This is a genomic window from Anaerostipes hadrus ATCC 29173 = JCM 17467 (assembly GCF_030296915.1).
GTDB lineage: Bacteria > Bacillota > Clostridia > Lachnospirales > Lachnospiraceae > Anaerostipes > Anaerostipes hadrus.
Genome location: NZ_AP028031.1, coordinates 2,640,046 through 2,662,207, shown reverse-complemented (window position 1 = coordinate 2,662,207; position 22,162 = coordinate 2,640,046). Strand labels below are relative to the sequence as shown.

At 36.0% G+C, this 22,162-nt stretch carries 20 protein-coding genes and 1 pseudogene; 16 read left to right on the top strand and 5 right to left on the bottom strand.

Annotated features, from left to right (window positions below; genetic code table 11):
- The first annotated feature begins 82 nt into the window (after positions 1–82).
- The 6 genes from QUE18_RS12910 (at position 83) to QUE18_RS12885 (ending at position 6,445) form a co-directional block, all read left to right on the top strand.
- Complete coding sequence (locus QUE18_RS12910; protein WP_154663006.1) at positions 83–2,716, top strand: sigma-54-dependent transcriptional regulator; 2,634 nt, start codon at positions 83–85, stop codon at positions 2,714–2,716.
- Positions 2,717–2,891: 175 nt separating this feature from the next.
- A complete protein-coding gene (locus QUE18_RS12905; RefSeq protein WP_242852711.1) occupies positions 2,892–3,302 on the top strand; it encodes a PTS sugar transporter subunit IIA in 411 nt (136 codons plus the stop codon).
- 5 nt (positions 3,303–3,307) lie between these two features.
- Positions 3,308–3,784 carry a PTS sugar transporter subunit IIB gene (locus QUE18_RS12900; protein ID WP_009264222.1) on the top strand — a complete coding sequence of 159 codons (477 nt, stop codon included), beginning with the start codon at positions 3,308–3,310 and terminating at the stop codon, positions 3,782–3,784.
- Positions 3,785–3,802: 18 nt separating this feature from the next.
- Positions 3,803–4,567, top strand: coding sequence for a PTS mannose/fructose/sorbose/N-acetylgalactosamine transporter subunit IIC (locus QUE18_RS12895; protein ID WP_009203511.1), 765 nt, complete (start codon positions 3,803–3,805; stop codon positions 4,565–4,567).
- Complete coding sequence (locus QUE18_RS12890; RefSeq protein ID WP_009203510.1) at positions 4,560–5,384, top strand: PTS system mannose/fructose/sorbose family transporter subunit IID; 825 nt, start codon at positions 4,560–4,562, stop codon at positions 5,382–5,384. Before QUE18_RS12895 ends, QUE18_RS12890 begins: the two co-directional genes overlap by 8 nt.
- A gap of 38 nt (positions 5,385–5,422) precedes the next feature.
- A complete protein-coding gene (locus QUE18_RS12885; protein ID WP_009203509.1) occupies positions 5,423–6,445 on the top strand; it encodes a Gfo/Idh/MocA family protein in 1,023 nt (340 codons plus the stop codon).
- A 75-nt stretch (positions 6,446–6,520) separates the two neighbouring features.
- Here QUE18_RS12885 and QUE18_RS12880 read toward each other — a convergent pair whose 3' ends face one another.
- The 4 genes from QUE18_RS12880 to licT form a co-directional block, all read right to left on the bottom strand.
- The gene (locus QUE18_RS12880) at positions 6,521–7,888 is read right to left on the bottom strand and encodes an MATE family efflux transporter (RefSeq protein WP_009203508.1); all 1,368 of its coding nucleotides are present in this window, start codon (positions 7,886–7,888) and stop codon (positions 6,521–6,523) included.
- Between the two features lie 128 nt (positions 7,889–8,016).
- Positions 8,017–9,057, bottom strand: coding sequence for an alpha/beta hydrolase (locus QUE18_RS12875; protein ID WP_009203507.1), 1,041 nt, complete (start codon positions 9,055–9,057; stop codon positions 8,017–8,019).
- Positions 9,058–9,069: 12 nt separating this feature from the next.
- Entirely contained in the window at positions 9,070–10,941 is a 1,872-nt protein-coding gene (locus QUE18_RS12870) for a beta-glucoside-specific PTS transporter subunit IIABC (RefSeq protein ID WP_009203506.1), read from the bottom strand.
- A gap of 82 nt (positions 10,942–11,023) precedes the next feature.
- Entirely contained in the window at positions 11,024–11,881 is an 858-nt protein-coding gene (licT, locus tag QUE18_RS12865; protein ID WP_009203505.1) for a BglG family transcription antiterminator LicT, read from the bottom strand.
- A 235-nt stretch (positions 11,882–12,116) separates the two neighbouring features.
- On the opposite strand from licT, the gene QUE18_RS12860 reads away from it, so the two are divergent.
- The 10 genes and pseudogenes from QUE18_RS12860 to QUE18_RS12815 all read left to right on the top strand — a co-directional run bounded on the left by QUE18_RS12860 (position 12,117) and on the right by QUE18_RS12815 (position 20,734).
- A complete protein-coding gene (locus QUE18_RS12860; RefSeq protein ID WP_009264216.1) occupies positions 12,117–12,290 on the top strand; it encodes a hypothetical protein in 174 nt (57 codons plus the stop codon).
- On the top strand, positions 12,287–12,409 hold the full coding sequence (locus tag QUE18_RS12855; RefSeq protein WP_274603837.1) for a hypothetical protein: 123 nt from the start codon (positions 12,287–12,289) through the stop codon (positions 12,407–12,409). Before QUE18_RS12860 ends, QUE18_RS12855 begins: the two co-directional genes overlap by 4 nt.
- Positions 12,396–12,941 (top strand): homocysteine S-methyltransferase family protein, encoded by a 546-nt coding sequence (locus QUE18_RS12850; protein WP_286258050.1) that lies wholly within the window; start codon positions 12,396–12,398, stop codon positions 12,939–12,941. The genes QUE18_RS12855 and QUE18_RS12850 overlap by 14 nt, the downstream gene beginning before the upstream one ends.
- Positions 12,942–13,056: 115 nt before the next feature.
- Positions 13,057–14,727, top strand: coding sequence for a GGDEF domain-containing protein (locus QUE18_RS12845; protein WP_009203503.1), 1,671 nt, complete (start codon positions 13,057–13,059; stop codon positions 14,725–14,727).
- Positions 14,714–16,633 carry a GGDEF domain-containing protein gene (locus QUE18_RS12840; RefSeq protein ID WP_009203502.1) on the top strand — a complete coding sequence of 640 codons (1,920 nt, stop codon included), beginning with the start codon at positions 14,714–14,716 and terminating at the stop codon, positions 16,631–16,633. Before QUE18_RS12845 ends, QUE18_RS12840 begins: the two co-directional genes overlap by 14 nt.
- Positions 16,634–16,937: 304 nt before the next feature.
- The gene (locus QUE18_RS12835; protein ID WP_040344241.1) at positions 16,938–17,750 is read left to right on the top strand and encodes a purine-nucleoside phosphorylase; all 813 of its coding nucleotides are present in this window, start codon (positions 16,938–16,940) and stop codon (positions 17,748–17,750) included.
- Positions 17,751–17,798: 48 nt separating this feature from the next.
- Positions 17,799–19,112, top strand: coding sequence for a guanine deaminase (gene guaD / locus QUE18_RS12830; protein ID WP_051040959.1), 1,314 nt, complete (start codon positions 17,799–17,801; stop codon positions 19,110–19,112).
- The gene (locus QUE18_RS12825; protein ID WP_009203498.1) at positions 19,075–19,563 is read left to right on the top strand and encodes a Crp/Fnr family transcriptional regulator; all 489 of its coding nucleotides are present in this window, start codon (positions 19,075–19,077) and stop codon (positions 19,561–19,563) included. Before guaD ends, QUE18_RS12825 begins: the two co-directional genes overlap by 38 nt.
- A gap of 91 nt (positions 19,564–19,654) precedes the next feature.
- A pseudogene (gene deoC / locus QUE18_RS12820) lies at positions 19,655–20,101 on the top strand (deoxyribose-phosphate aldolase); the annotation flags it as partial.
- Positions 20,102–20,125: 24 nt separating this feature from the next.
- Positions 20,126–20,734 carry a YgjV family protein gene (locus tag QUE18_RS12815; protein WP_009203496.1) on the top strand — a complete coding sequence of 203 codons (609 nt, stop codon included), beginning with the start codon at positions 20,126–20,128 and terminating at the stop codon, positions 20,732–20,734.
- Between the two features lie 323 nt (positions 20,735–21,057).
- On the opposite strand, the gene bioB is transcribed toward QUE18_RS12815, so the two are convergent.
- Positions 21,058–22,011 (bottom strand): biotin synthase BioB, encoded by a 954-nt coding sequence (gene bioB / locus QUE18_RS12810; protein WP_009203494.1) that lies wholly within the window; start codon positions 22,009–22,011, stop codon positions 21,058–21,060.
- Positions 22,012–22,162 lie beyond the last annotated feature (151 nt).

The window sequence follows — 22,162 nt, the reverse complement described above, 5'->3', positions numbered from 1 at the left end:
TATGAGAATAAGAATTGTATATATTTAAAAACAACAAAGAAGACGAGACTTGGAGTACGAAATAAGAAAGGATAAGAAAAGTATGGCAAAAGAAAATAATAAGGATCGTATTCTGAAATTGTTGAAGGAATGTAAGAATCATCAAACGGCGGAGAGTATTGCGGTACAATTAAATATTCAGAGAAACACAGCGAGTGGAATTTTAAACGAGTTTGTAAGAGAAGGAATTGTCCAGAAAGAGAAAACACGGCCGGTTATATTTTCTTACATACAACCAGAAGATCAATTACCAGAGGATCCATTTACAACATTTATTGGAGCAGATCAAAGTTTAAAAGACGCAGTAGAGAAGTGTAAGTTATCGGCAGGTTATCCAAACAAGGGTATGCCGATTTTATTATTTGGATCAAGTGGAGTTGGAAAAAGTCTTTTGGCAGAGTACATCTACCAATATGCAAAATTCATTGGAACAATTCCAGAGGATGCCCCTTTTGTTGTATTAAACTGTGCGGATTATGCGAATAATAAAGAATTATTATCGTCTGTCTTATTTGGATACAAAAAAGGAGCGTTTACAGGGGCCAATAAGGATACAAAAGGCCTGATTGAAGAAGCAGACAAAGGGTATCTGTTTTTGGATGAAGTTCATCGCCTATCGCCAGAAGGACAGGAAAAGTTATTTCGATATATGGATAAAGGGATCATTTCCAGAATGGGAGACAGTGGACAAAATTGTGAATTGAATGTTCGACTGATCTTTGCAACAACAGAAGGCAGAGAAACTATGCTGGATACATTTCTAAGAAGAATTCCAGTAGATGTAGTGCTGCCAGATTTTCAGGAAAGAACTTTGGAAGAGAAGTATGAATTGATCTTGTTTTTGATCCATCAGGAATCCAAAACGATGAATACTGCATTTCAGGTGAGCAGTAATGTGATCAATCGATTGCTGACATTCCAAGGAAAAGGCAATATTGGAACGTTAAAAAATATCATTCGATTATCCTGTGCAAAGGCATACAATGAAAGAAGTAAAGGACAGGAAGTGATACCTCTTAATTTAAGCCACCTGTCTTCCGATACATTACTTCATGGAAATGGAGAATCAATTCCATATATCAATGAAATGATCGAAGTGTCACCAGATCAGGACGCAGTGTGGAAGATTTCTATGACAGAACAGGCGGATGTGGATTTTTCGGAGAAAGTGATCAATGATCTGATCCAAGAATATCTTGAGAAAGATATATCAACCATTAAGTTTCGAAAGATCATTTATGATGAAGTGAATCGAATCGAAGATATCGTGATCGATCAGGAAATTCATCCATATGTGCAGAATCTGTATACACAGGCAGTGAGAAATATTTTGATCTATCTTCAAGATAATTACGGTCTCAAATACAGTGGTGTGATGGAAATGGTATTTGTAAAGATGCTTTATGTACTGAATAATCAGAATAAGCATACAGACGACAGGAAATACGAACATCTGGCAAAACAATTGCAGAGAGTGATGTACCGTTATTATAAGATGGGACTTATTTTCTATGAGATGCTTCATCAGGCAGTAGATTATGAGACAAATCCATGGTTTGTAAGGATGTTTGCGATGTTATATTTTTACAGTATTGCAAGGGATGAGATGGATTATACAAATGCGATCATCGTATCACATGGACCAGCGACGGCATCTAGTATTACAAGTACTGTCAATAAGGTATTTGAAACTTATATATTTGAAGCTTTTGATATGGAATATGATACGCCAAAGAAAGATGTAGTAAAACGTATTAAGCGATATCTCAAAAATACGAATACCTCCAAAGGGTTGTTGATCTTTGTTGATATGGGATCATTACTTGATATTTCAGAAGACATAAAAGATGATGTCGAAGGAGATTTGGGGATTGTCAATAATATTACGACAGAAATGGCATTAGAAGCAGGAGAATTGATCTTAAAACATGAAGATCTTCAAAATATTATGGATACGATCATCGAGCATCATGTTACAAAGAAATCATTTGTTCCAAGCAAACAAAAACCAAAAGCAATTCTTTTATGCTGTACGACAGGTTTAGGAACGACAGATAAGATGAAGATGTTGCTGCAAGGATGCCTGGAAGGCATTGATATTGATGTTGTGGAGATGACTTATGCAGAATTAAGTACGGAGGGAAACCGATGCGATGTCTTTCGTAAATATGATATACAGTTTATCATAACGACAAGCAAGCTTATGATCCAAGGCGTTACGACACTTATGTTAAATGAATTGATTGACGAGAGGGGAGAGAAAGTTATTTATTCCACAGTAGGACGATATTGTGACAAGGACAAGACACAACGATTTATTGAGAATATCGTAAGGAGCTTTACAATAAAGAATCTGATCGGGCAGCTTACGATCCTGAATCCAGATAAGATCATGGGAGATGTCGAAGAAACTGTCAGCAAGCTGGAGATTTTAGAAGATACAACCTATTCGATCGATCAAAAAAAGATGCTGTATATTCATATGTGTGTCATGGTAGAACGATTGATACTTGAAAAAGGAAGGCTGCCACAGGAAGATATGACAGATGATCTGAAGTGTCGGGAAAGTTTCATAAAAAATTTAAAAGAGAGTTTTAGTGTCATAGAAAACAAGTACAATGTGTCGCTGAATGAGCGGGAGATCTTGATGATCTATTATCTGACAGAAAATAATTAAAAATTTTAAGATGAAAAAAGCACGTATTTATGCGAAAAAATGAATATGTGCTTTTTTTATTTTGCAAAAAAATAAAAAGTTGGCACGGATCTTGCTTTATAAAAAAGTGTAAGATGTGAAAAACAAAAAATTAAAATGTGTCGAAATAGAAATATGGATGACCAAGAGAGGAGGTATGATGATCGGATTAATCATTGCAACACACGGCAATTCAAGTGTTGAATTGATCAAAGGAGCAGAGATGTTTGCAGGACCATTAAGTCAGTGCAGAGCATGGACCCTAAACCCTGGGGATGATATTCAAAAAGGGGAGCAGATGTTAGAAGAATACGTAGACGAATTAGATCAAGAAGAAGGAGTCTTGATCATGGCAGATCTGTTTGGAGGAACACCTTCCAACCTGGCAACAAAAATTGCCTTGAGGAGAGAAAACGTTGAAACAGTAACAGGAGTGAATCTTCCAATGATCATTCAGTTTGTGACAGAGCGAGAAACGCAGACATTAGATGAACTGGTAGAAAGTTGTATCGAAACAGCACAGGATGGAATTAAATGTCCAACAAAAATAATGAAAGAGCGGAGGTAAGAATTATGGCAGAAATTAAATTAGTGAGAGTAGATTACAGACTGATCCATGGACAGGTAGTGGCAAGATGGTTAAAGGTTTGCCCAGTAAGACGAATCGTATTAGTAGATGATGTACTTGGAAATGACGAATTTATGAGTGACATTTACAAGATGGCAGTTCCAAAAGGAACAGATGTTGATATTGTAACCATTGATAAAGCAAAAGAGGTGCTAGATAACACAGACGATACGGTATTTTTGATTTCCAAAGATATTGAGACATGTCTGAAATTAGTAGAGAAAGGAGTTGAATTACCTGCGATCAATGTTGGAGCAGTACCAAATGAGGAAGGAAGAAAACTGATCACAACAGGAGTTGCAATTTCACAAAAGGAACTTGATATGCTGGAAGAATTAAATAGTAAAGGTATTGAGATCACTGTCCAGCCAATGCCTGAAATATCAGCAATAAGTTTCGATGCAGTAAAACGTAAGATGTAACAAAAGGAGGAAAAATATATGAATACTGTAATCATAGCAATTGTCATGGGAATTATGTATTGGTGGTGCCGAGGAATGATCTTATCATATTTCGGATTCCTGTTTATCTCAAGCCCTGTAACGGTAGGACTTGTAGCAGGGTTACTGATGGGACAGCCAATGCAAGGATTAATTATCGGTGGTGGTATCGCACTGGTATTTGCAGGTATTTTTGCACCAGGAGCGAACCTTCCAACAGACGAGTGTCTGGCAGCAACATGCGTTATTCCGATCGCGATCGGATCAGGAATGAATGCAACAACAGCAATCGCATTAGCAGTACCAGTTGGATTACTCGGATCATTCGTAACTAATTTAAGAAAAGTGATCAACACATACTTTGTAGCAAAAGCAAATAAATATGCAGAAGAAGGAAATGCAGATGCTATCTGGAGATGCGCAACGATTTATCCAGCGTTATTAGCAATTCCACTACTATTCTTACCAGTGTTTATTATTAACATGGTAGGTCAGGATGTAGTAATTAACATTATGAAGGCACTTCCAACATTTGTGACACATGGATTAGAAGTAGCAGGAGGAGTTTTACCAGCCTTAGGATTCGCACTGATCATGAATATGATCGGAAAGAACAAACTGATTCCTTTCGTATTCTTAGGTTATATCGTAGTATCCGTTGGAGGAGTAAACTCATTAACAGCTGGAATCATCGCAATCTGTATTGCATTTATCACAGTATTCCAGAGACAGGAAATTGCAGAGGAGGTAAGAGAACATGAGTAATGAAATGAATACACAAGAAGAAAAGAAAGTCTTAACACAAAAAGACTTAAATAAAGCAATGTTCCGTTGGTACATGTCCGCTGAGATGCCTCTGAACTTTGAAAATATGCAGGGAATTGCATTTTGCGGAAGTATTTCACATATTTTAAAGAAATTATATACCAAAAAAGAAGATTTATCAGAAGCCTTAAAACGTCACCTATTATTATATAACTGTAATGTAACAGCAGGTGGTCTGATCCTTGGAACAACCATCGCAATGGAAGAGCAGAGAGCGAAAGATCCATCTAAGATGCCCGATATGGCAATTACAGGTTTAAAAACAGGATTGATGGGACCTGTCGCAGCTTTAGGAGACAGCTTTGACTGGGGAATCATCGGAACATTGATGAAGATCGCAGCAGCAACACTTGCGGCAGCAGGAAATCCACTGGCATTAGTCGTATTATTACTGTTTGTTGGATATTGTATTGGTGAATTGATCTTAACAACAAATATGACATACAAAAAGGGAAGAGAATCTATTAAAACGATCATGGGATCTGGTTTAATGCAGGATGTTATCTCCGGAGCCAATGTACTCGCCATGTTTATGATGGGTGCTATGACCGCTTCCATGGTAACATTAAAAACTGTGTTAAAGATCAGTACAGTCGTAGTACAGGATAAGTTAGATTCTATTTTCCCAAATGTATTCCCACTGATCGTTTTATTCTTGATCTACTGGTTGATCAGAAAGAAAAAAGTAGGAACCGGAAAGATCGTAATTGGAATCATCGCAGTTTCCATTTTGCTTTCTTTTGTAGGAATTTTCTAGAAAATTAAAGTGTCATGTAGTTAAAAAGGAGATTTAAAATGAAGGTTATGAATGTTGCAGTAGTAGGAGCAGGAATCTATGGAATTAACCATGTAAATGCATATACATGGAATCCAAACACAAATTTAGTTGCAGTATGTGACTTAAATAAAGAGATCACAGACCGAATTGCAGAAGAATACAATGTAAAAACATACAATGACGTAAATGAAATGTTGGATAACGAAGAAATTGATGCTGTATCTATTGCAACACCAGATGCTTTCCACATGGACCCGGCATTAGCAGCGATCCGTCATGGAAAACCAATTCTGGTGGAGAAGCCATTAGCAACAACATCAGAAGATGCGAAGAAAATTTTAGCAGAAGCTGAAAAATACAATGTAAGAGTTGCGGTCGACTATCATAAGAGATGGGATCCAGCGGCGATCAATGTACGAAATGAACTTCAGAACGAAGAATCAGGAGCACCAATCCGTGGATATATGTGCATGGACGATATCATTGATGTTCCAACAGAATGGTTCAACTGGGCAGACAAATCAAGCCCTGTACATTTCTTAGGAACACATTGTTACGATCAGGTTCGTTGGTATATGGGATGCGAAGTAGAAGAAGTATACGCAGTAGGAACAAAGAAAGTGTTAAAAGCAAGAGGAGTTGATACATATGACTCTATTCAGGCAACATTAAAAATGGAAAATGGATGCTACTGGACAGTAGAAAATTCTTGGATCTTACCAAAAGGATTCGCAAAAAATAATGATGGAAGAACACAGATCCTGTGCGAAAATGCAATGTTTAGGATCGACTCTCAGAATCGTGGAGTAGAAATCTATAACAATAGCAAATTACGCACACCAAACTCTTATTTCATCTTAAATAACTGTGGACGGCCAAGTGGATTTGGAATTGAACCAATTAACGATTTTATCTACTGTTTACAGAATGATCTTCCATTTATAGCTGATGGAAACGATGGATTACAGGCAGAATTGATCGCAGAAGCAGTTCATGAAAGTCTTGAAAAAGGTGTGGCAGTGAAATTAAAGAGAGATTAAGACTCTTTCGTCTATGGCCCTATGATAAAAAGAAAAGTCTGGAAAAGTATTAGAATTTTCCAGACTTTTCTTTTTTTAGTTCAAACGGATCGCAGCAAGAGCTTTCTTAAATTGTACAGAAAACAAGATCGCTGTAAATGTTACTGCAATAAAATCAGCAACAGGTTCCGCCATATAAACAGCCATGGTCTGATCTGTTGTAAAAATATGAGGCATGATATAGATCAAAGGAATTAAAAGTACAAATTTTCTCATAATAGCAACAACAATAGAAGAAATTGCTTTTCCAAGAGAGTTAAATGCCATCTGGCAGGAAATCTGAATTCCAAACATAAACATAACTGCCATGTAAACACGAAGAGCCTTCTTTGTAAATATAACAAGAGCTGGATTTGAAGTAAAAATACCAGCAAACACTTGAGGGAATAACATGACGAGGCCCCATAAGATGATAGAGTAAGTCAAACTTGCCTTTAATAAGAGTAAGAAAGTACCCTTTACACGCTCCGTATTCTTTGCACCATAATTATAACTCATGATCGGCTGTGCACCCTGTCCAAGTCCCTGAAGAGGAAGCATCGCAAACTGCATCACGCTGGTAAGGATCGTCATGGCACCAACAGCCACATCCCCACCGTATTTCAGCAAAGAAGAGTTAAAGCACACAGAGATGATACTCTCGCTAGCCTGCATGATAAACAAAGAAAGACCAAGAGCCAGACAAGGTAAGATCACAGGAGCTTTCAGTGTCAGGTTTTGTTTCTTGATACGAAGTGTCGATCTTGTCCCAAATAAGAAACTCAATACCCAGATGCAAGAACAAGCCTGAGATATGATTGTAGCCAGTGCGGCACCACGAACGCCCATATGGCATGCGAAGATAAAAATCGGATCCAATATGATATTGATCACGGCTCCAATCAAAACAGAATACATACCAGTTTTCGCAAATCCTTGCGCAGTGATAAATGCATTCATTCCAAGTGTTAACTGTACAAAAATCGTGCCAAGAGAATAAATATTCATATAACTGACTGCATATTCGATCGTATTCTCACTGGCTCCAAATGCCATCAAAAATGTACGGTTGCCAAAAAACATGATCAAAGTTAAGATCACAGAGATAATGATTTGCATCGTAAAACAATTTCCAAGAATATTTTCAGCAGAATCAAGATCTTTCTTCCCCATCAAAATCGAAGCACGAGGTGCACCACCATTTCCAACGAGAGCAGCAAATGCTGAGATGATCATGATCAGGGGCATACAAACTCCAACTCCAGTTAAAGCCAAAGCACCGCTTCCTGGAATATGTCCGATATAAATGCGGTCAATAATGTTGTAAAGCATGTTGATCATCTGCGCTGCCAAAGTCGGGATCGCAAGTCTTAGCAGTAACTTTCCGATGGGTTCGGTTGCCAAGAATTCTTTATTATTATTCATCTTTATTTTCCTTTCTTCATGTAGAATACAAGAATCAATTGTAACACATATAAATTGGAAAATGTAGACAAAAAAACAGAAATGAATTCTTACGAACCAAGAATTCATTTCTGTTTGGTATCAATATATTATTTTATATGTTTTGCAATCTCAAGAATACAGTCTTTTGTCTGTTCACAATATCCAAGTCTGTCATAAAATCCGTGATCCATTCCCTGATAGCGGATAACTTCACAAGGAATATCAGCATTCCATAGATGTTCGGCAAACAGATCATTAGATAATCGAAAATAATCATATTCTGCTTCAATCATTAATACATTAGAAAGGTTTGATAAATCTGTGGCATACAAAGGAGATGCCGTAGGATTTTTTGCATCTGAAATATCATTAAGATATAAGTTTTGTAATGTACCATTTAAATTTCGAAAACGATTTAAACGAGTGATAACATATTTTTTATGTTCAGGAATCACGTCGTATAGATCATAATCCCAATAATCAAGATCAGAAGCGGAACATACATCCAAAGCTCCATAAATAGGAATCACAAGTTTTAAGTATTTTCCAACTTCAGATAAACCGCAGGAAACAGCCAGAGCACCACCAGCACTTTCACCAGCGATAGAAAGGTTATTAGGATCAATATTCCAGTGATCAGCATGATGTACTAACCATTTGACCACATCTTTACAATCATCAAAAGCAGCTGGGAATGGAGCTTCAGGTGCTAGACGATAATCAATGGAGATTACAGTTGCACCAGACTGCTCAGCAAGAAAACGGCATTGATTTTGTAAGACCAAAGTGCTGCCTCCAATATACCCGCCACCATGAATAAACACGATGGCAGATTGTTTTTCCTTATTTGGAATTCGGAAAAAAGTAATCGGAATTTTCCGGTCAGATAATGAAACAAGATATGGAATTTCTTCGATTTCCTCAGTACACAGATCAAGGTTTGGAGATCCCATCTCTTTTCTTAATTCATGAATATTCAAATAGGTTGTATCAGGTTCTTTATATGTAAGAATATATTTTCCAGAAGATTCTACCTTTTGGATCACGTTAGGATCAACAACGTGAAAACGTGTTTCATCAGGAATTCTTTTAAAAGTACATGAATGTAGGGAGCCTTTCGATAAAGGCATCGTTGTTGTTTGTAACATGATATCACTTCCTTATATAGATTCAATTAGGACAAGATCGTCTTTTGCATGAACCGTACTTTTTGCTAATAATGTAACATTTCGTTTAGAACTGTCAGCTGTATCAATAACCATAACGGTTGGATCATAACCAGCTTCAATAATCTTATCTAATTCAATCGTTGCCAGAAGATCTCCAGGCATTACAATATCATTTGTTTTTACATTTGATGTAAAATATTTACCTTCTAATTTTACAGTATCAATTCCGATGTGAACCAGGATTTCTTCGTTATTATTTCCTTTAATTCCATATGCATGAGCTGTTGGATATACAGCAGAAACGGTTCCAGCAATCGGTGAAACAATTGTTCCATTGGTTGGTTTTACAGCAATTCCTTTTCCTAAAGCTTCTGAAGAAAAGGCCTGATCAGATACTTCTGTTAAAGGTACAACGTTTCCATCAGCAGGGCTGTAGAATTTCATTGCAATAGCCCCATTGTTTTCAATAGAAGATGCAACAGGTGTAACAGTTCCTTTTGCATCATAACGTTCAGATTCAGGGATCATGGAATCATTAAATCCTACAAAATAAGTTAAGACAGCTGAAATTAAGAATGCTCCAAAGTAAGCAATGATAAATCCAGTAAATCCCGTTCCAAAGTAAGCAGGGAAGGTTGGAACTGCAGCAACAGCGACAGCCATAGCACGAGCACCGCAAGACCCAGCAATCGCACCACCGATACCACCACCGATAACAGCACATGCAAATGCTTTACGATATTTTAAAGTGATTCCATAAATCGCAGGTTCTGAAATACCAAAGAATCCCATAATAGCTGCAGGGGATGCAATCTGTTTTAAACGTTTATCTTTTGTCTTTAACCATACACCAAATGCAGCACCAGACTGAGCGATGATACTTGGTCCAAAAACAGCTAAAATTGTATCAAATCCAAATTTCTCGATATTGGAGAAGATAATAGGGAACAGTCCCCAGTGAATACCAAAAATTACTAATACCTGAGCGATTGCACCAATGAAACCACCAGCAATTGTTGGATTAAATTTGTAAAGACTCATATAAAAGTTAGCGATTGTATCACTTAACATAGATCCTAAAGGTCCAAAAATAACAATTGTTACTGGAACTACGATCAGTAATGAGAAAAAAGGAGCAATTCGGCTTCTAATAGAATCAGGAAGAATCTTTTTTAGTCCTTTCTCTACAAAAGATAGCAACACAATAGCAAAAATAATTGGAAATACACTGCTCTTAAATGCAGTCAAATGAACGGGAATTCCTAAAAAAGTAATTGCAGTTCCTGCATCATATAATGCAGTTAAATTTGGGTATAATAGCGCACCAGCAATTGTTACAGAAACAAACATATTTGTTTTTAATTTCTTAGAGCATGTGATTGCAATAACAATTGGTAAAAAATAATACAAACTGTCAGCGGCTGCATTTAAAATCTGATAGGTACCACTTGCGTCAGTTAATAAATTGGTAGCTGTAAGGATACTTAAAAGCCCCTTTAGTATACCTGCACCGATTAACACATCAATCAGCGGAGTAAATAAGCTTGAGATTAGTTCTAGAGCAGATCCGAAGACTCCCTTTTTTTTACCGTCTGATTTTTCAGAAGATGTATTACCTTGTGGGAGTAATGTGGCAAGTTCATCGTATACATATTGAACATTTGAACCAATTACAACCTGTGTTTGCCCGGCAACTTCCATTACCTGTAATATGCCATCGGTTCTTTCTAAGGCAGCTTTGTCAATAGAATTTTTATCTTTAAGATCAAAGCGAAGCCTTGTGGAGCAGTGAGAGTAAGAATTAATATTTTTCTTACCTCCTACTTTTTGCAAAATTTCTTCTGCGAGTTGTTTGTTAGTCATTTTCTTTTCCTCCTTAAGATTTAAAATTTATCTTAAGTCTTGCCTACTCGAAGTAGTCACAATCTTAGGTACATAATGAAACTTATAATTTTTGCCCTTGTGTTAAAAGGCGTTGAATATGGATTGTCAGATAAACAATTTCACTTTTTGATATTTCGTATTCATAGCTTTTTTTAATATAAGTAGAGATTTTCTTAGCACATAAAAAAGCTTCTGACATATTTTGCTCTACTTGGTCATAAAGAAAATTAGCTTCTTCCATAACATTTTCATGAAGCAGTAATCGTTGTGAAAAGAATTTTAAATGAAGAATAAACCGGGTATAAGTTAAAGATTCCTCATCAAATGCTATGTTAAATTCATATTGAACGATGTTACAAATATCTTTGATTAGTTTGGTCATTTCAATAACAGATTGAAGTTCTTTTCCGTTGATCTCAGCATTAATGATATGTAACGCAATAAAGCTTGCTTCATCTTCAGAAAGTGAAATATTTAAAGCATCATTGACAATAGCAATTGATTTTTTGGCAACCTGATACTCTTCAGGATAAAAACGCCTAATTTCCCAGACCAGCTGGTTTTGGAAGATCAAGCCCTTATGATATCTCTCAACGGCATAATAAATATGATCACAAAGTGTAACATAGATATTATCACTTAACTCTTTGTTAAGATCATCTTCGGCTAGTTTTTTGATGCAATCTGCAATATAGAAGTAATCAATAGGAATCTGTTCTAATAATGCGGATAATTTTGTGTTGATATCATCGCTTTCAATTTTAAAAATATGCTCAATTTTATTTTCATCAACAAATTCTCCTTTTTTCTTTTGAAAGCCTAATCCTAAGCCAGTTAAAATAATATCTTTTCCATCTTTGTTTTTCGAAAATACTACATTATTATTGAGCACTTTCTTTATGTAGTGTTTTTCTTTCATACTTGTATCCTCCAAAATAAAAAAGAGACCAGAAAATATAATAAGGGTATAAAAATAACCTTATCATAAATTCTAGTCTCGCCTATTCATATAATAGTCACGATCCACGTTCAATTATGTTCGTATTCTAGCACAAAAATAAAATGTTGTCAAATATTAACGTAAGAAATGCATAATACAATATTTCTTATTATTTTATAATATCAAGGCCGATCTTTTATGGGCGGCAACCGACTTGTTAAGTGCAGTTTATGTCATTGTCACATTGATCTTTATTTACAGCAAACGAAAAGAGATCATGCGACTATATAATGATTTTTGGGATCGTTTTATTCCAGCATTAAAAAGAGGAGAACATCCAGAAAAAGTATCTTATGAAACAGTCGAAGAAAAAGGAGATGTTTTATGATGAAGAATTCTATTGAAAACATCATCAAAGAAAATAAGATCATGGTCATTGATGGCTCTATGTCCACACCACTGGAAAATAGGGGGAGTCTCTCTGAATTCCAAGTTGTGGACAGCTAAGATCTTAGCGGAACAGCCAGAACTGATCAAACAGGTTCACAAAAATTACTTCAAAGCAGGAGCAGATATCATTTTATTTGAAACAGTACCATCTCTAAAAGAAGCTAAAGTTGAGGCAGAAATTGCTGAAGAATATGGATATGATTACTGGATCAGTTTCTCATGTCTAAGTGAAAATATTATCTGCGAAGGAACACCGATCGCAGAATGTGCAACAACATTTGCAAAAGGATATCCCCATTTAAAAATGATCGGTGTCAACTGTACAAAACCAGAATATATCACAGGATTGATCCATAAGATCAAAGAAAACTGTGATATTCCGATCGGAGTTTACCCAAACAGCGGGGAAGAGTACGATGCAGTGAAGAAAGTCTGGTTTGGCAAACAGTCAGCCCTGTCATTTGAACAATACGCATACAATTATATGAAATCTGGAGCAAGTGCAGTTGGAGGATGTTGTACAACCGTAGAAAAACATGTAGAGGAAGTCGTAAGAGCCAAAAAACGGTTTTCTGAAGAACAAAAATAACTGAAAAAAATGAAATCATAAAAATGACCTCAGGATAATCTCTAAATAGATTGTCAGAGGCCATTTTTTTCTTTATAATGAGTATATTGGAAATCTAAAAAGAGAAGGAAAATATATGGATAAAAAGAAAAGATTAATTCAGTTAACAGAAGGAATATTACTCTGTTGTGTGATTGTTGTCATGACGTTGCTCTGCATAGGGATCATAAAAAAAGAGGTAAAGAATACAAAAGGAAAATTAACAGAGACAATTGGGTGGTATCGAATACAAGATAATAAAAAAGTGCAAGTAGATCTAAATCAGAAGATAAAGGCAGATCCGCAAGGAAAACTTGTACTATATAATGATACGATTGCCCAGAAATACAAAGGATATCTGATGACAACAAAGGCAGCAAAATATTCTGTCAGAATTTATGCTGGAGATCAGTTGATCTATCAATACAGTGATTCTAATTTTCATCGCAATGATCAAATGAAATCTAAATTAAGCTGCGATGCGAGAATCCCAGAACAGGGAAAAAAAGGAACCGTTATCAAGATCATATATCAGAACGGAAGCAACGGAATCTATGACCTTGATGATATTTTAGTTGGACGTGGGGATGTAGTTATGGGATTTCATGTCCAACAGGAAATAGTCGGTATCGTGATGATCGCGATCATGTTTTTCTTAAGTTTTGTAGCGTTGACCACGGGAATTTATCTGAAGCATTTTAAATTAAACAGCACCAGATTCTTAAACATAGCAGCATTTCTGGCACTAAGTGGGATCTGGTTTTTGTCAGATTCAGCATTAGCACAGGAATATACATCATTTCCGGCACTGACAGGAATGATTTCTTTTTATGCATTTATGCTGATGTCAGTACCGATGGTTCATTTTGTAAAAAATACACTGAAGTTTGAAAAATATAAAGTCTTAGATGTGATTAATTTGTTATTTTATGCGAATGCGTTGATTCAGGGAATTTTAAACAAATGTTTGAAAATCCATATGGTCCATATGCTGTTCGTAACACATGTGCTCTTGTTCATTGCAGTAATAACCATTGTTGTTTTGATGATAGAAGAATACCGAAGAACAAAAGATAGCGAACTTAAGATCATTATGAATGCCTTTGGGATCATGGCCGTTGCAGGGGTATTATCATTATGCATGTACTGGAAACTTGAGATTCCTTTTTATGGAACCATTTTTGAAGTGGGTGTTTTGATCTTTGAACAGTTGTTATTAACTAGTATTTTTGTAAATCTTGTTGAACAGGCGAAAACAAGATCTGAGCTTGAAGTTTATGAAAGACTTCTAAAAGAAGATCGTATGACAGGTATTAATAACAGGACTGCATTCGAGGAACAGCTTCAAGACATTGAGGATCACGCACAAGATTACGATAATGCTGCATTGATCTTTATGGATGTAGATGGATTAAAAAATACAAACGATCTTTATGGACATAATGCAGGGGACGAACTGATCATTTCTGCGGCGCTATGTATAAAAAATGTATTTGCAACATATGGAAAATGTTACAGGATCGGCGGGGATGAATTTTGTGTGCTTATTTTTGATTCAATAGAGAATATGGATGAATTATTGAAACAAATGGATCAAGAGATCATAAAGTATAATAGAAATAACAGATATTATCTTTCAATTGCAAGAGGGGTAAGTTTCTTAAAAGATACAGAAGGAAAACAGAAGAAGATCAGTGATTGGAAATATGAGGCCGATCAGGATATGTATTGTAACAAAAAGAGGAGAAATATAAATGACAGATTATAATATAGATTTTTTGATCGCAGGACTTGTATTTTTAATATTTCTGTTGATTCATTTTCAGCGTTATAAAAAACTGAATAATATCAGTGGAAGAACATTCTGGTTCTTAATTATTGCAGGAATATTTGATATCATATTTGATCTGTTAAGCTCCATACTATTGGTAAAAAGTAATCCTGCTTATAATTCATGGATGATCTTTTTTTCCACGATGCTTTATATCCTGCAGATGATCGTTGTATATATTTTCTATAATTATACACAGGCATTAAGACACTGTGATGAAGATATAAGAACAAGAAATATAAAGATCATGGCAGTACCAATACTATGTATGGAAGTAGCTATCGTGACCAATGTTTTACATAAACAGTTTTTTTATTGTAATGAACAGGGGCAGTATGTTCATGGAAAAGCATATTTGGTAACATATATTTTTACATTGATCTGTATAGCTGCTGTCATTATAAATTGCTTTATCAATCAGGAAGAATATCAGAAGAATGAGCTTCGGGCAATCAAGGAATTCCTTGGAGTTGCATTGGTCTGTGTTACGATACAGATGAAATTTCAATCTGTATTAATGACAGGATTTGGGTTATCCTTAGGGATTACGATCTTATTTTGGGCACTTTATAATCCACAGTTATATATAGACAGCCTGACCGGATTGTATTCTAAAGGCTATTTCAGGAGATGGTTTCCAGAGCAGATCAAGAGAAAGAAGGAACTTCATCTGCTTATGATCGATTTGTGGAAACTAAAACAAGTTAATAAGCTATATGGAGTTACAACAGGAGATGAATTGCTGATCCAGATTGCAGAATACCTTCACAAGATTAATGAAGCAAACCATGTTTTCAGGATTCATGGGAATCGTTTTTTTGTGTTCACAACATCATTGATGGATTATGAAACGAATAAAGATGCGATTATGAAACTATTTAAACGACCTTTTAAAGTAAAAGGGGAACGAATTTCTTTTTCCGCTGCGATATGTGGAATCATCAACGTTCAAGAAGTCAAAGAGATTGATGTATTGATCGATTATCTGGAATATCTGGTACAGTTAAAACCTAAATCAGACAGAACGATACTGATTCAGAATGATCAACATACAAAAGAAGGATTTCTTTATGAACAGGAAGTTAAAAAATATATGGCGACAGCAATTGAAGAGGATCTTTTTGAAGTATATTATCAGCCACTGTATGATCTAAAAGAAAAAAGATATCGTACAATGGAAGCATTAAGCCGATTGAGACATCCGTCACTTGGAATGATCTCACCAGAAGTTTTTATCGGAATCGCAGAGAAACATGGACAGATCGCAAAGCTTGGGTATCTTCAATTCCGAAAGGTCTGTAAGTTCATAAAAGAACATCCACAGATCATGGAAAAGATTGAAAGTATAAAGTATAATCTGTCTCCATTGGAATTATTAAAATCAGGATATAGCAAAAAACTACTCCGTACGATCGAAGAGTTTGATATACCGTTTTCGTATTTTCAATTTGAGATTACAGAAACTGTTGCGACAGAGTATAGTGAAGCATTGTATCAGACGATCGCAGATTTCAAAAAGTCAGGAATTCAGATCTGCCTAGATGATTTTGGATCTGGATATGCGAATCTAAATACGGTACTAAAACTACCATTTTCAACGATTAAACTGGATCGCTCTTTGCTAAATGGAATCTGCTATGATGACCAGGTCGCATTATTATACAAAAATATTGTTGCAGTCATGCAGAATCTGGGACATAAAGTCGTAGCAGAAGGAGTGGAAACTCAGGAAGAGATCGACCTGTTAAAACAATGGGGTGTTGATCTTGTACAAGGATATTATTATACAAAACCATTAGATTCAGAGCAGATCATTCATAAATTAGAGAAAGATGTTTGTTAGGACATCATCATTTTTATAATAGCAGCAGAAGCAAAAAAGAAGTTTTGTTTCTGCTGCTATTATTTTCTTTAAATTCTTGTGAAAATAGAACAAGTACAAAAAATATTGTATACAGTATCGAACCAAATAATATACATCATGAACAAAAACAATACAAAAAAATTGTATAAAACCCCAAAAATAAAGTGAATTCGCATAATCACGACAAATGTCGTTTTTGAATTTATTGTGGATTTATATAATAAACGAGAAATGGAAACAATATAAGTTGTCTAAAACAAACAAAGAACAAAGGAGAGAAGTTATGTACAAAAAATTGATGATATGTTTGGAAAGCGTACAAAAGAAAATTGATTTCAAACCAGAGGTTGCACTGATCTTAGGATCTGGACTTGGAGATTTCGCAGATGGGATTAAGATTGAGCAGACGATCGATTACACAGACATTGAAGGATTCCCAGTGTCTACAGTCAAAGGACACAAAGGACGTTTTGTATTTGGTTATGTAGAAGAAACTCCAGTTGTGATCATGCAGGGAAGAGTTCATTACTATGAAGGATATGATATGACAGATGTTGTGCTTCCAACAAGATTAATGGGAATGATGGGAGCAAAGAAAATCCTTCTTACAAATGCAGCAGGTGGTTGTAATCCAAATTATAAACCAGGAGATTTTATGATGATCACAGATCATATCACAACAGGAATCCCAAGTCCATTGATCGGACCAAATGCCGATGAATTAGGAACAAGATTCCCAGATATGAGTGAAGTATACAGCAACAGACTTCAGGATGTGATCAGAAACTGTGCGAAAGAATGTGATATCGAACTTCAGGAGGGTGTATACGTACAGTTTAGTGGACCAAACTACGAAACACCGGCAGAAGTAAAACTTGCACAGATCTGGGGTGGAGATGCAGTTGGAATGAGTACCGCATGTGAGGCAATGGCAGCTCGTCATATGGGAATGGAAATCTGTGGAATTTCATGTATTACCAATATGGCAGCAGGAATTTCCAAGGGAGAATTAAATCACAAAGAAGTACAGGAAACAGCGGACAAAGTCGCAAAATCTTTTAAAGAATTAGTTGCGAAAGTTGTTGTAAATATGTAAAGATAAATTTAAGAAAAGTAAGAGACATCAGAAAGGAAAGAAAGCAAAATGAGACGATTTGTAATGAAAGGAAACATCTGTTACAGCAATGACAACAAAGAACTTTGTGTCATAGAAAATGGATATGTAGTCAGTGAAAATGGGATATGTCAAGGAGTCTACGAACAACTGCCAGAAAAGTATCAGATGATACCATGTTATGACTATACAGACAGACTGATCATTCCTGGATTTACAGATCTTCATGTTCATGCACCGCAGTATTCATTTAGAGGCTTAGGAATGGACCTTGAATTGTTAGACTGGCTAAATACCCATACCTTTGTGGAAGAAGCGAAATATCAGGAACTAGCATATGCCGAGAAAGCATACGATATTTTCGCAGATGATATGAGAAAGAGTGCTACGACAAGAGCCTGTGTATTTGGAACGATCCATAATGAGGCAACTTTACTTTTGATGGAGAAGTTAGAAGAAGCCGGGATCAAAGGATTCGTTGGGAAAGTTAACATGGACAGAAATAGTCCAGATTACTTATGTGAAGCTAGTGCAGCACAGTCAGCCAAAGATACCGAAGAATGGATCAAAGCCTCCAAACAATTTGAAAATATCCGTCCGATTTTAACACCAAGATTTATTCCAACATGTACGGATGAACTAATGGAAGAATTATCAGATCTGCAGAAGAAATATGATCTTCCAATGCAATCACATCTGTCAGAAAACTTTGGTGAAATTGCTTGGGTGCAGGAACTTTGTCCTGACACTTCTTTCTACGGAGAAGCCTACAATAAATATGGGATGTTCGGAAATGATTGCAAAACGATCATGGCACACTGTGTACACAGCACAGAAGATGAGATCAAGATGATGAAAGATCAAGGAGTATTTATCGCTCATTGCCCAGAGTCAAATACAAACCTTTCCTCCGGGGTAGCTCCGATCCGAAAATATCTTGATATGGGAATGAAAATAGGTCTTGGAAGCGATGTGGCAGCAGGTTCTACATTATCCATGTTTACAGCAATGTCTATGGCGATCCAGTGCTCCAAACTTCGCTGGAGACTTTCAGATCAGGAATTAAAACCATTAAATATTGAAGAAGTATTTTATTTAGCGACAAGAGGAGGCGGAGAATTTTTTGGCAAAGTAGGAACTTTTGAAAAAGGATATGAATTCGATGCAGTCGTATTAGACGATTCAAGTCTTCGACACCCGCAAGAGTTAACAGTGAAAGAACGATTAGAACGAATGATCTATCTTGCAGATGATCGAAATGTAGTTGCAAAATTTGTAAATGGAAAGAGTGTTCCGAGGGATAAAGATGGAGACGAAACAGCAATTTTTGGAGGAAATCAATAAAGTCAAAGGAAGCAAAAGAGATTACTTAAATAAGTTATTTCAATATGTATTAGAAGCAGTCATCCGGGCGGCGGTACATAAAAATGTAAAAAAAGATGAGTTTATTATTCGAGCAGGAGAGCCATGCGATACTGTCTATATCATCTTAAAAGGCGATGTTGCAGGGGTAGATTATCAAAAATTAGGAAAAGTATATTATTTTATGGATTTCGCAAAGATGTATATTGTAGGAGATTTTGAAATTTTTTCCGAAGATACAAATTATAATGTTTCCATCTGTGCATCTAAAGATAGTGAGCTGTTAGCAATTCCAGCATCGATCTACTGGAAATGGATCAAACATGATGAAAATGCATTGCTGTTAAGAATAAAAAATATAATGACCATTTTGACATCAGAAAAAGCAAGTGATCGAAAATATATGTTTATGAGTTGCAAATCCGTTCTATGATCGCTGGTGTATTCGTAAGTTTAATGAGTGCATTGATCGTCAGCATGGTAACACTTTTTTAAATTCATTTAAATGAGGCATCAGATATTAGATAAAATATGAAACAGCATCCGCATGTATTCCAGCAGCTTATGTAAAACAAGCAGCCGAATATGTAGAGGGAAAACTTCCAATTTGTACAGTTATCGGTTTCCCGAATGGTTACCATACAACGGCGGTTAAAGTGTTCGAGACAAAGAATGCGATCGCAAATGGTTCATCTGAGATCGACATGGTCATTAACATTGGATTTTTGAAAGACGGAAGATATGAAGAAGTAGAAGAAGAGATCAGACAGATTCATGAAGCATGTGATGGAAAAATTTTAAAAGTTATCATCGAAACATGTCTGTTAACAGAAGAAGAAAAGATCAAAGCAGCTGGTGGAATTTCAAGTTTTGATGATGCAGAAAAATTCATTAGTCTTGGAGCGAGCCGTTTAGGAACAAGCCGTTTGATCAAGATCATGAAAAATACAGACAATGGTGCAGGATATTAATTTCAGAAAATGAGGAATTAAAAAATGAGTACAGCATTAATGATTGAGATTTTTGGATATATCGGATGCATTTTTGTTATCATTTCTATGCTGATGACATCCGTAGTAAAACTAAGAGTGATCAATACGGTCGGTAGCTCTATATCTGCAGTCTATGCAATGATCGGACATTCCTACCCATTGGCGGTGGTCAATGCCAGCCTTGTGGTGATCAATATTTATAATTTGATCAAGTTAAGTAAAGCAGATGGAAATCACTATGATATGATTCGTGGGAACAAAGAAGATTCCTACTTAACATATTTTATAAAACACTATAAAGAAGATATGAAAAAATACTTCTTAGAGAACACCTTGGAGCTTTCAGCAGCAGATACAATATATACAGTCTGCTGCGAGGGGGTTCCAGCCGGAGTATTAGCGGGAAAGAAAGAAGGAGATGCGTTAGAGATCAGCTTTGACTACACAACACCAACCTACAGAGACTGTTCCGCAGGACGTTTCCTTTATGCGAAATTAGCAGAAGAGGGATATAAGAAATTTATCTGTAAGGAAGTGACAGAAGGACATAAAAGTTATCTTGAAAAAATGGGATTTGTGAAAGAAAACGGCGTTTATGTAAAGAACGCATAGTACAAAAATTATTAACTAACACCGTTTAACATACACACCTTCAGTTTTGATTTATTGGATTTATTATCTGTAAACTTTAGGTATCTTAGAAAAACGAAATAAAAGAATCGAAGATCCAGAACCATTGAAATTTTGCCGTCATTTTGACTGGTTCGCAGCAAATTTGGTGCATTGTCTGAGCGAAGCGAGTTATGCAAGGAAAATTTGCGAATCAGCGACCGGTCAAAATGGCGAGTAAAATTTCTGGTCTGGATCTTCGATTCTTTTATTTCGTTTTTCTAAGATACGGAAAGACTACAGTGAATCAAACCAACAATCACAAATTAATCAGATTCTACTTCGCATGTAAATCCAGCATCCGTGATCGTCTTGATCGTATCTTGAATTCCCTGTCCATCTGCAGTCAGATATCCTGAAGCAAAGATAGAATTTACAACGGTCAATAATTCCTTTTCCCTTCCTTTAAAATAAATTTCACGTCCAGCGGCACAGCGGATATCAGATGTTGGAACCAGTAATCTTGCCAGACATAATACTTTCAGGCAGTATTCTGGTGTCAAATTTGAAGTATCTTTATCCTGCAGAGGTGTTCCTTTGATCGGAATTAAGAAGTTGATCGGAAGTGCTTCTGGATTGATTTCTTTCAGATCCAATAACATATCAACAACATCTTCCTTACTCTCACCCATACCAATGATACCACCGCTGCAGATTTCAAATCCAAGGTCCTGTAACATATGAATGTTGTTTACACGCTGTTCGTATGTATGTGTTGTGCAGATATTTGGATAATTGGAACGGCTTGTATTTAAGTTATGGTTGATACGGTCTAATCCAGCTTCTTTTAACATTAAGGCCTGTTTCTTTGTTAAAAATCCGATAGAGCAGCATAAATGTGTACCCTCTTCTTTCATCTTACGAATTTTAGAAGCAAGTTCTTCAATCTCATCATCGCTGAATTTCATACCGCTTAATCCGATACAATGACGGGAAAGTTTATGATCATGGACAAATGTGTTATCTCCATATAATTTTTCATCATCGACCCATTTATATTTTTCAATATCTGCATGGGAACGACAGGATTGTGCGCAGTAAGCACAGTTCTGGGAGCAGTTTCCGCTTCTGGCGTTTGTTAAAAGATGAATGCTTACATGGTTCCCTTTATATTTTTTACGAAGTGCTCCGGCATGTTCGATCAGTTCATTTAATTGTTCATCAGGTGTATTTAAGATCGCGATGGCTTCTTCACGGGTTAAATTTTGTTCTGAATTCATATAATGTATACCTTCCTTTATTTAAATTCGAAATATCTTATTAATCTGAACTTTAGCATGGAAAAAAACAATTGTCAACACGGTAAGTAGATTTGGTTAACGATAATAGAGATAATAAAATAACGATTGACATTCATTTTTATTCTCTGTA

Coding starts and splice junctions, on each gene's coding strand:
- QUE18_RS12910 (WP_154663006.1), top strand. CDS start 83: ATGGCAAAAGAAAATAATAAGGATCGTATTCTGAAATTGTTGAAGGAA.
- QUE18_RS12905 (WP_242852711.1), top strand. CDS start 2,892: ATGATGATCGGATTAATCATTGCAACACACGGCAATTCAAGTGTTGAA.
- QUE18_RS12900 (WP_009264222.1), top strand. CDS start 3,308: ATGGCAGAAATTAAATTAGTGAGAGTAGATTACAGACTGATCCATGGA.
- QUE18_RS12895 (WP_009203511.1), top strand. CDS start 3,803: ATGAATACTGTAATCATAGCAATTGTCATGGGAATTATGTATTGGTGG.
- QUE18_RS12890 (WP_009203510.1), top strand. CDS start 4,560: ATGAGTAATGAAATGAATACACAAGAAGAAAAGAAAGTCTTAACACAA.
- QUE18_RS12885 (WP_009203509.1), top strand. CDS start 5,423: ATGAAGGTTATGAATGTTGCAGTAGTAGGAGCAGGAATCTATGGAATT.
- QUE18_RS12880 (WP_009203508.1), bottom strand. CDS start 7,888: ATGAATAATAATAAAGAATTCTTGGCAACCGAACCCATCGGAAAGTTA.
- QUE18_RS12875 (WP_009203507.1), bottom strand. CDS start 9,057: ATGTTACAAACAACAACGATGCCTTTATCGAAAGGCTCCCTACATTCA.
- QUE18_RS12870 (WP_009203506.1), bottom strand. CDS start 10,941: ATGACTAACAAACAACTCGCAGAAGAAATTTTGCAAAAAGTAGGAGGT.
- licT (WP_009203505.1), bottom strand. CDS start 11,881: ATGAAAGAAAAACACTACATAAAGAAAGTGCTCAATAATAATGTAGTA.
- QUE18_RS12855 (WP_274603837.1), top strand. CDS start 12,287: ATGATGAAGAATTCTATTGAAAACATCATCAAAGAAAATAAGATCATG.
- QUE18_RS12845 (WP_009203503.1), top strand. CDS start 13,057: ATGGATAAAAAGAAAAGATTAATTCAGTTAACAGAAGGAATATTACTC.
- QUE18_RS12840 (WP_009203502.1), top strand. CDS start 14,714: ATGACAGATTATAATATAGATTTTTTGATCGCAGGACTTGTATTTTTA.
- QUE18_RS12835 (WP_040344241.1), top strand. CDS start 16,938: ATGTACAAAAAATTGATGATATGTTTGGAAAGCGTACAAAAGAAAATT.
- guaD (WP_051040959.1), top strand. CDS start 17,799: ATGAGACGATTTGTAATGAAAGGAAACATCTGTTACAGCAATGACAAC.
- QUE18_RS12825 (WP_009203498.1), top strand. CDS start 19,075: ATGGAGACGAAACAGCAATTTTTGGAGGAAATCAATAAAGTCAAAGGA.
- QUE18_RS12815 (WP_009203496.1), top strand. CDS start 20,126: ATGAGTACAGCATTAATGATTGAGATTTTTGGATATATCGGATGCATT.
- bioB (WP_009203494.1), bottom strand. CDS start 22,011: ATGAATTCAGAACAAAATTTAACCCGTGAAGAAGCCATCGCGATCTTA.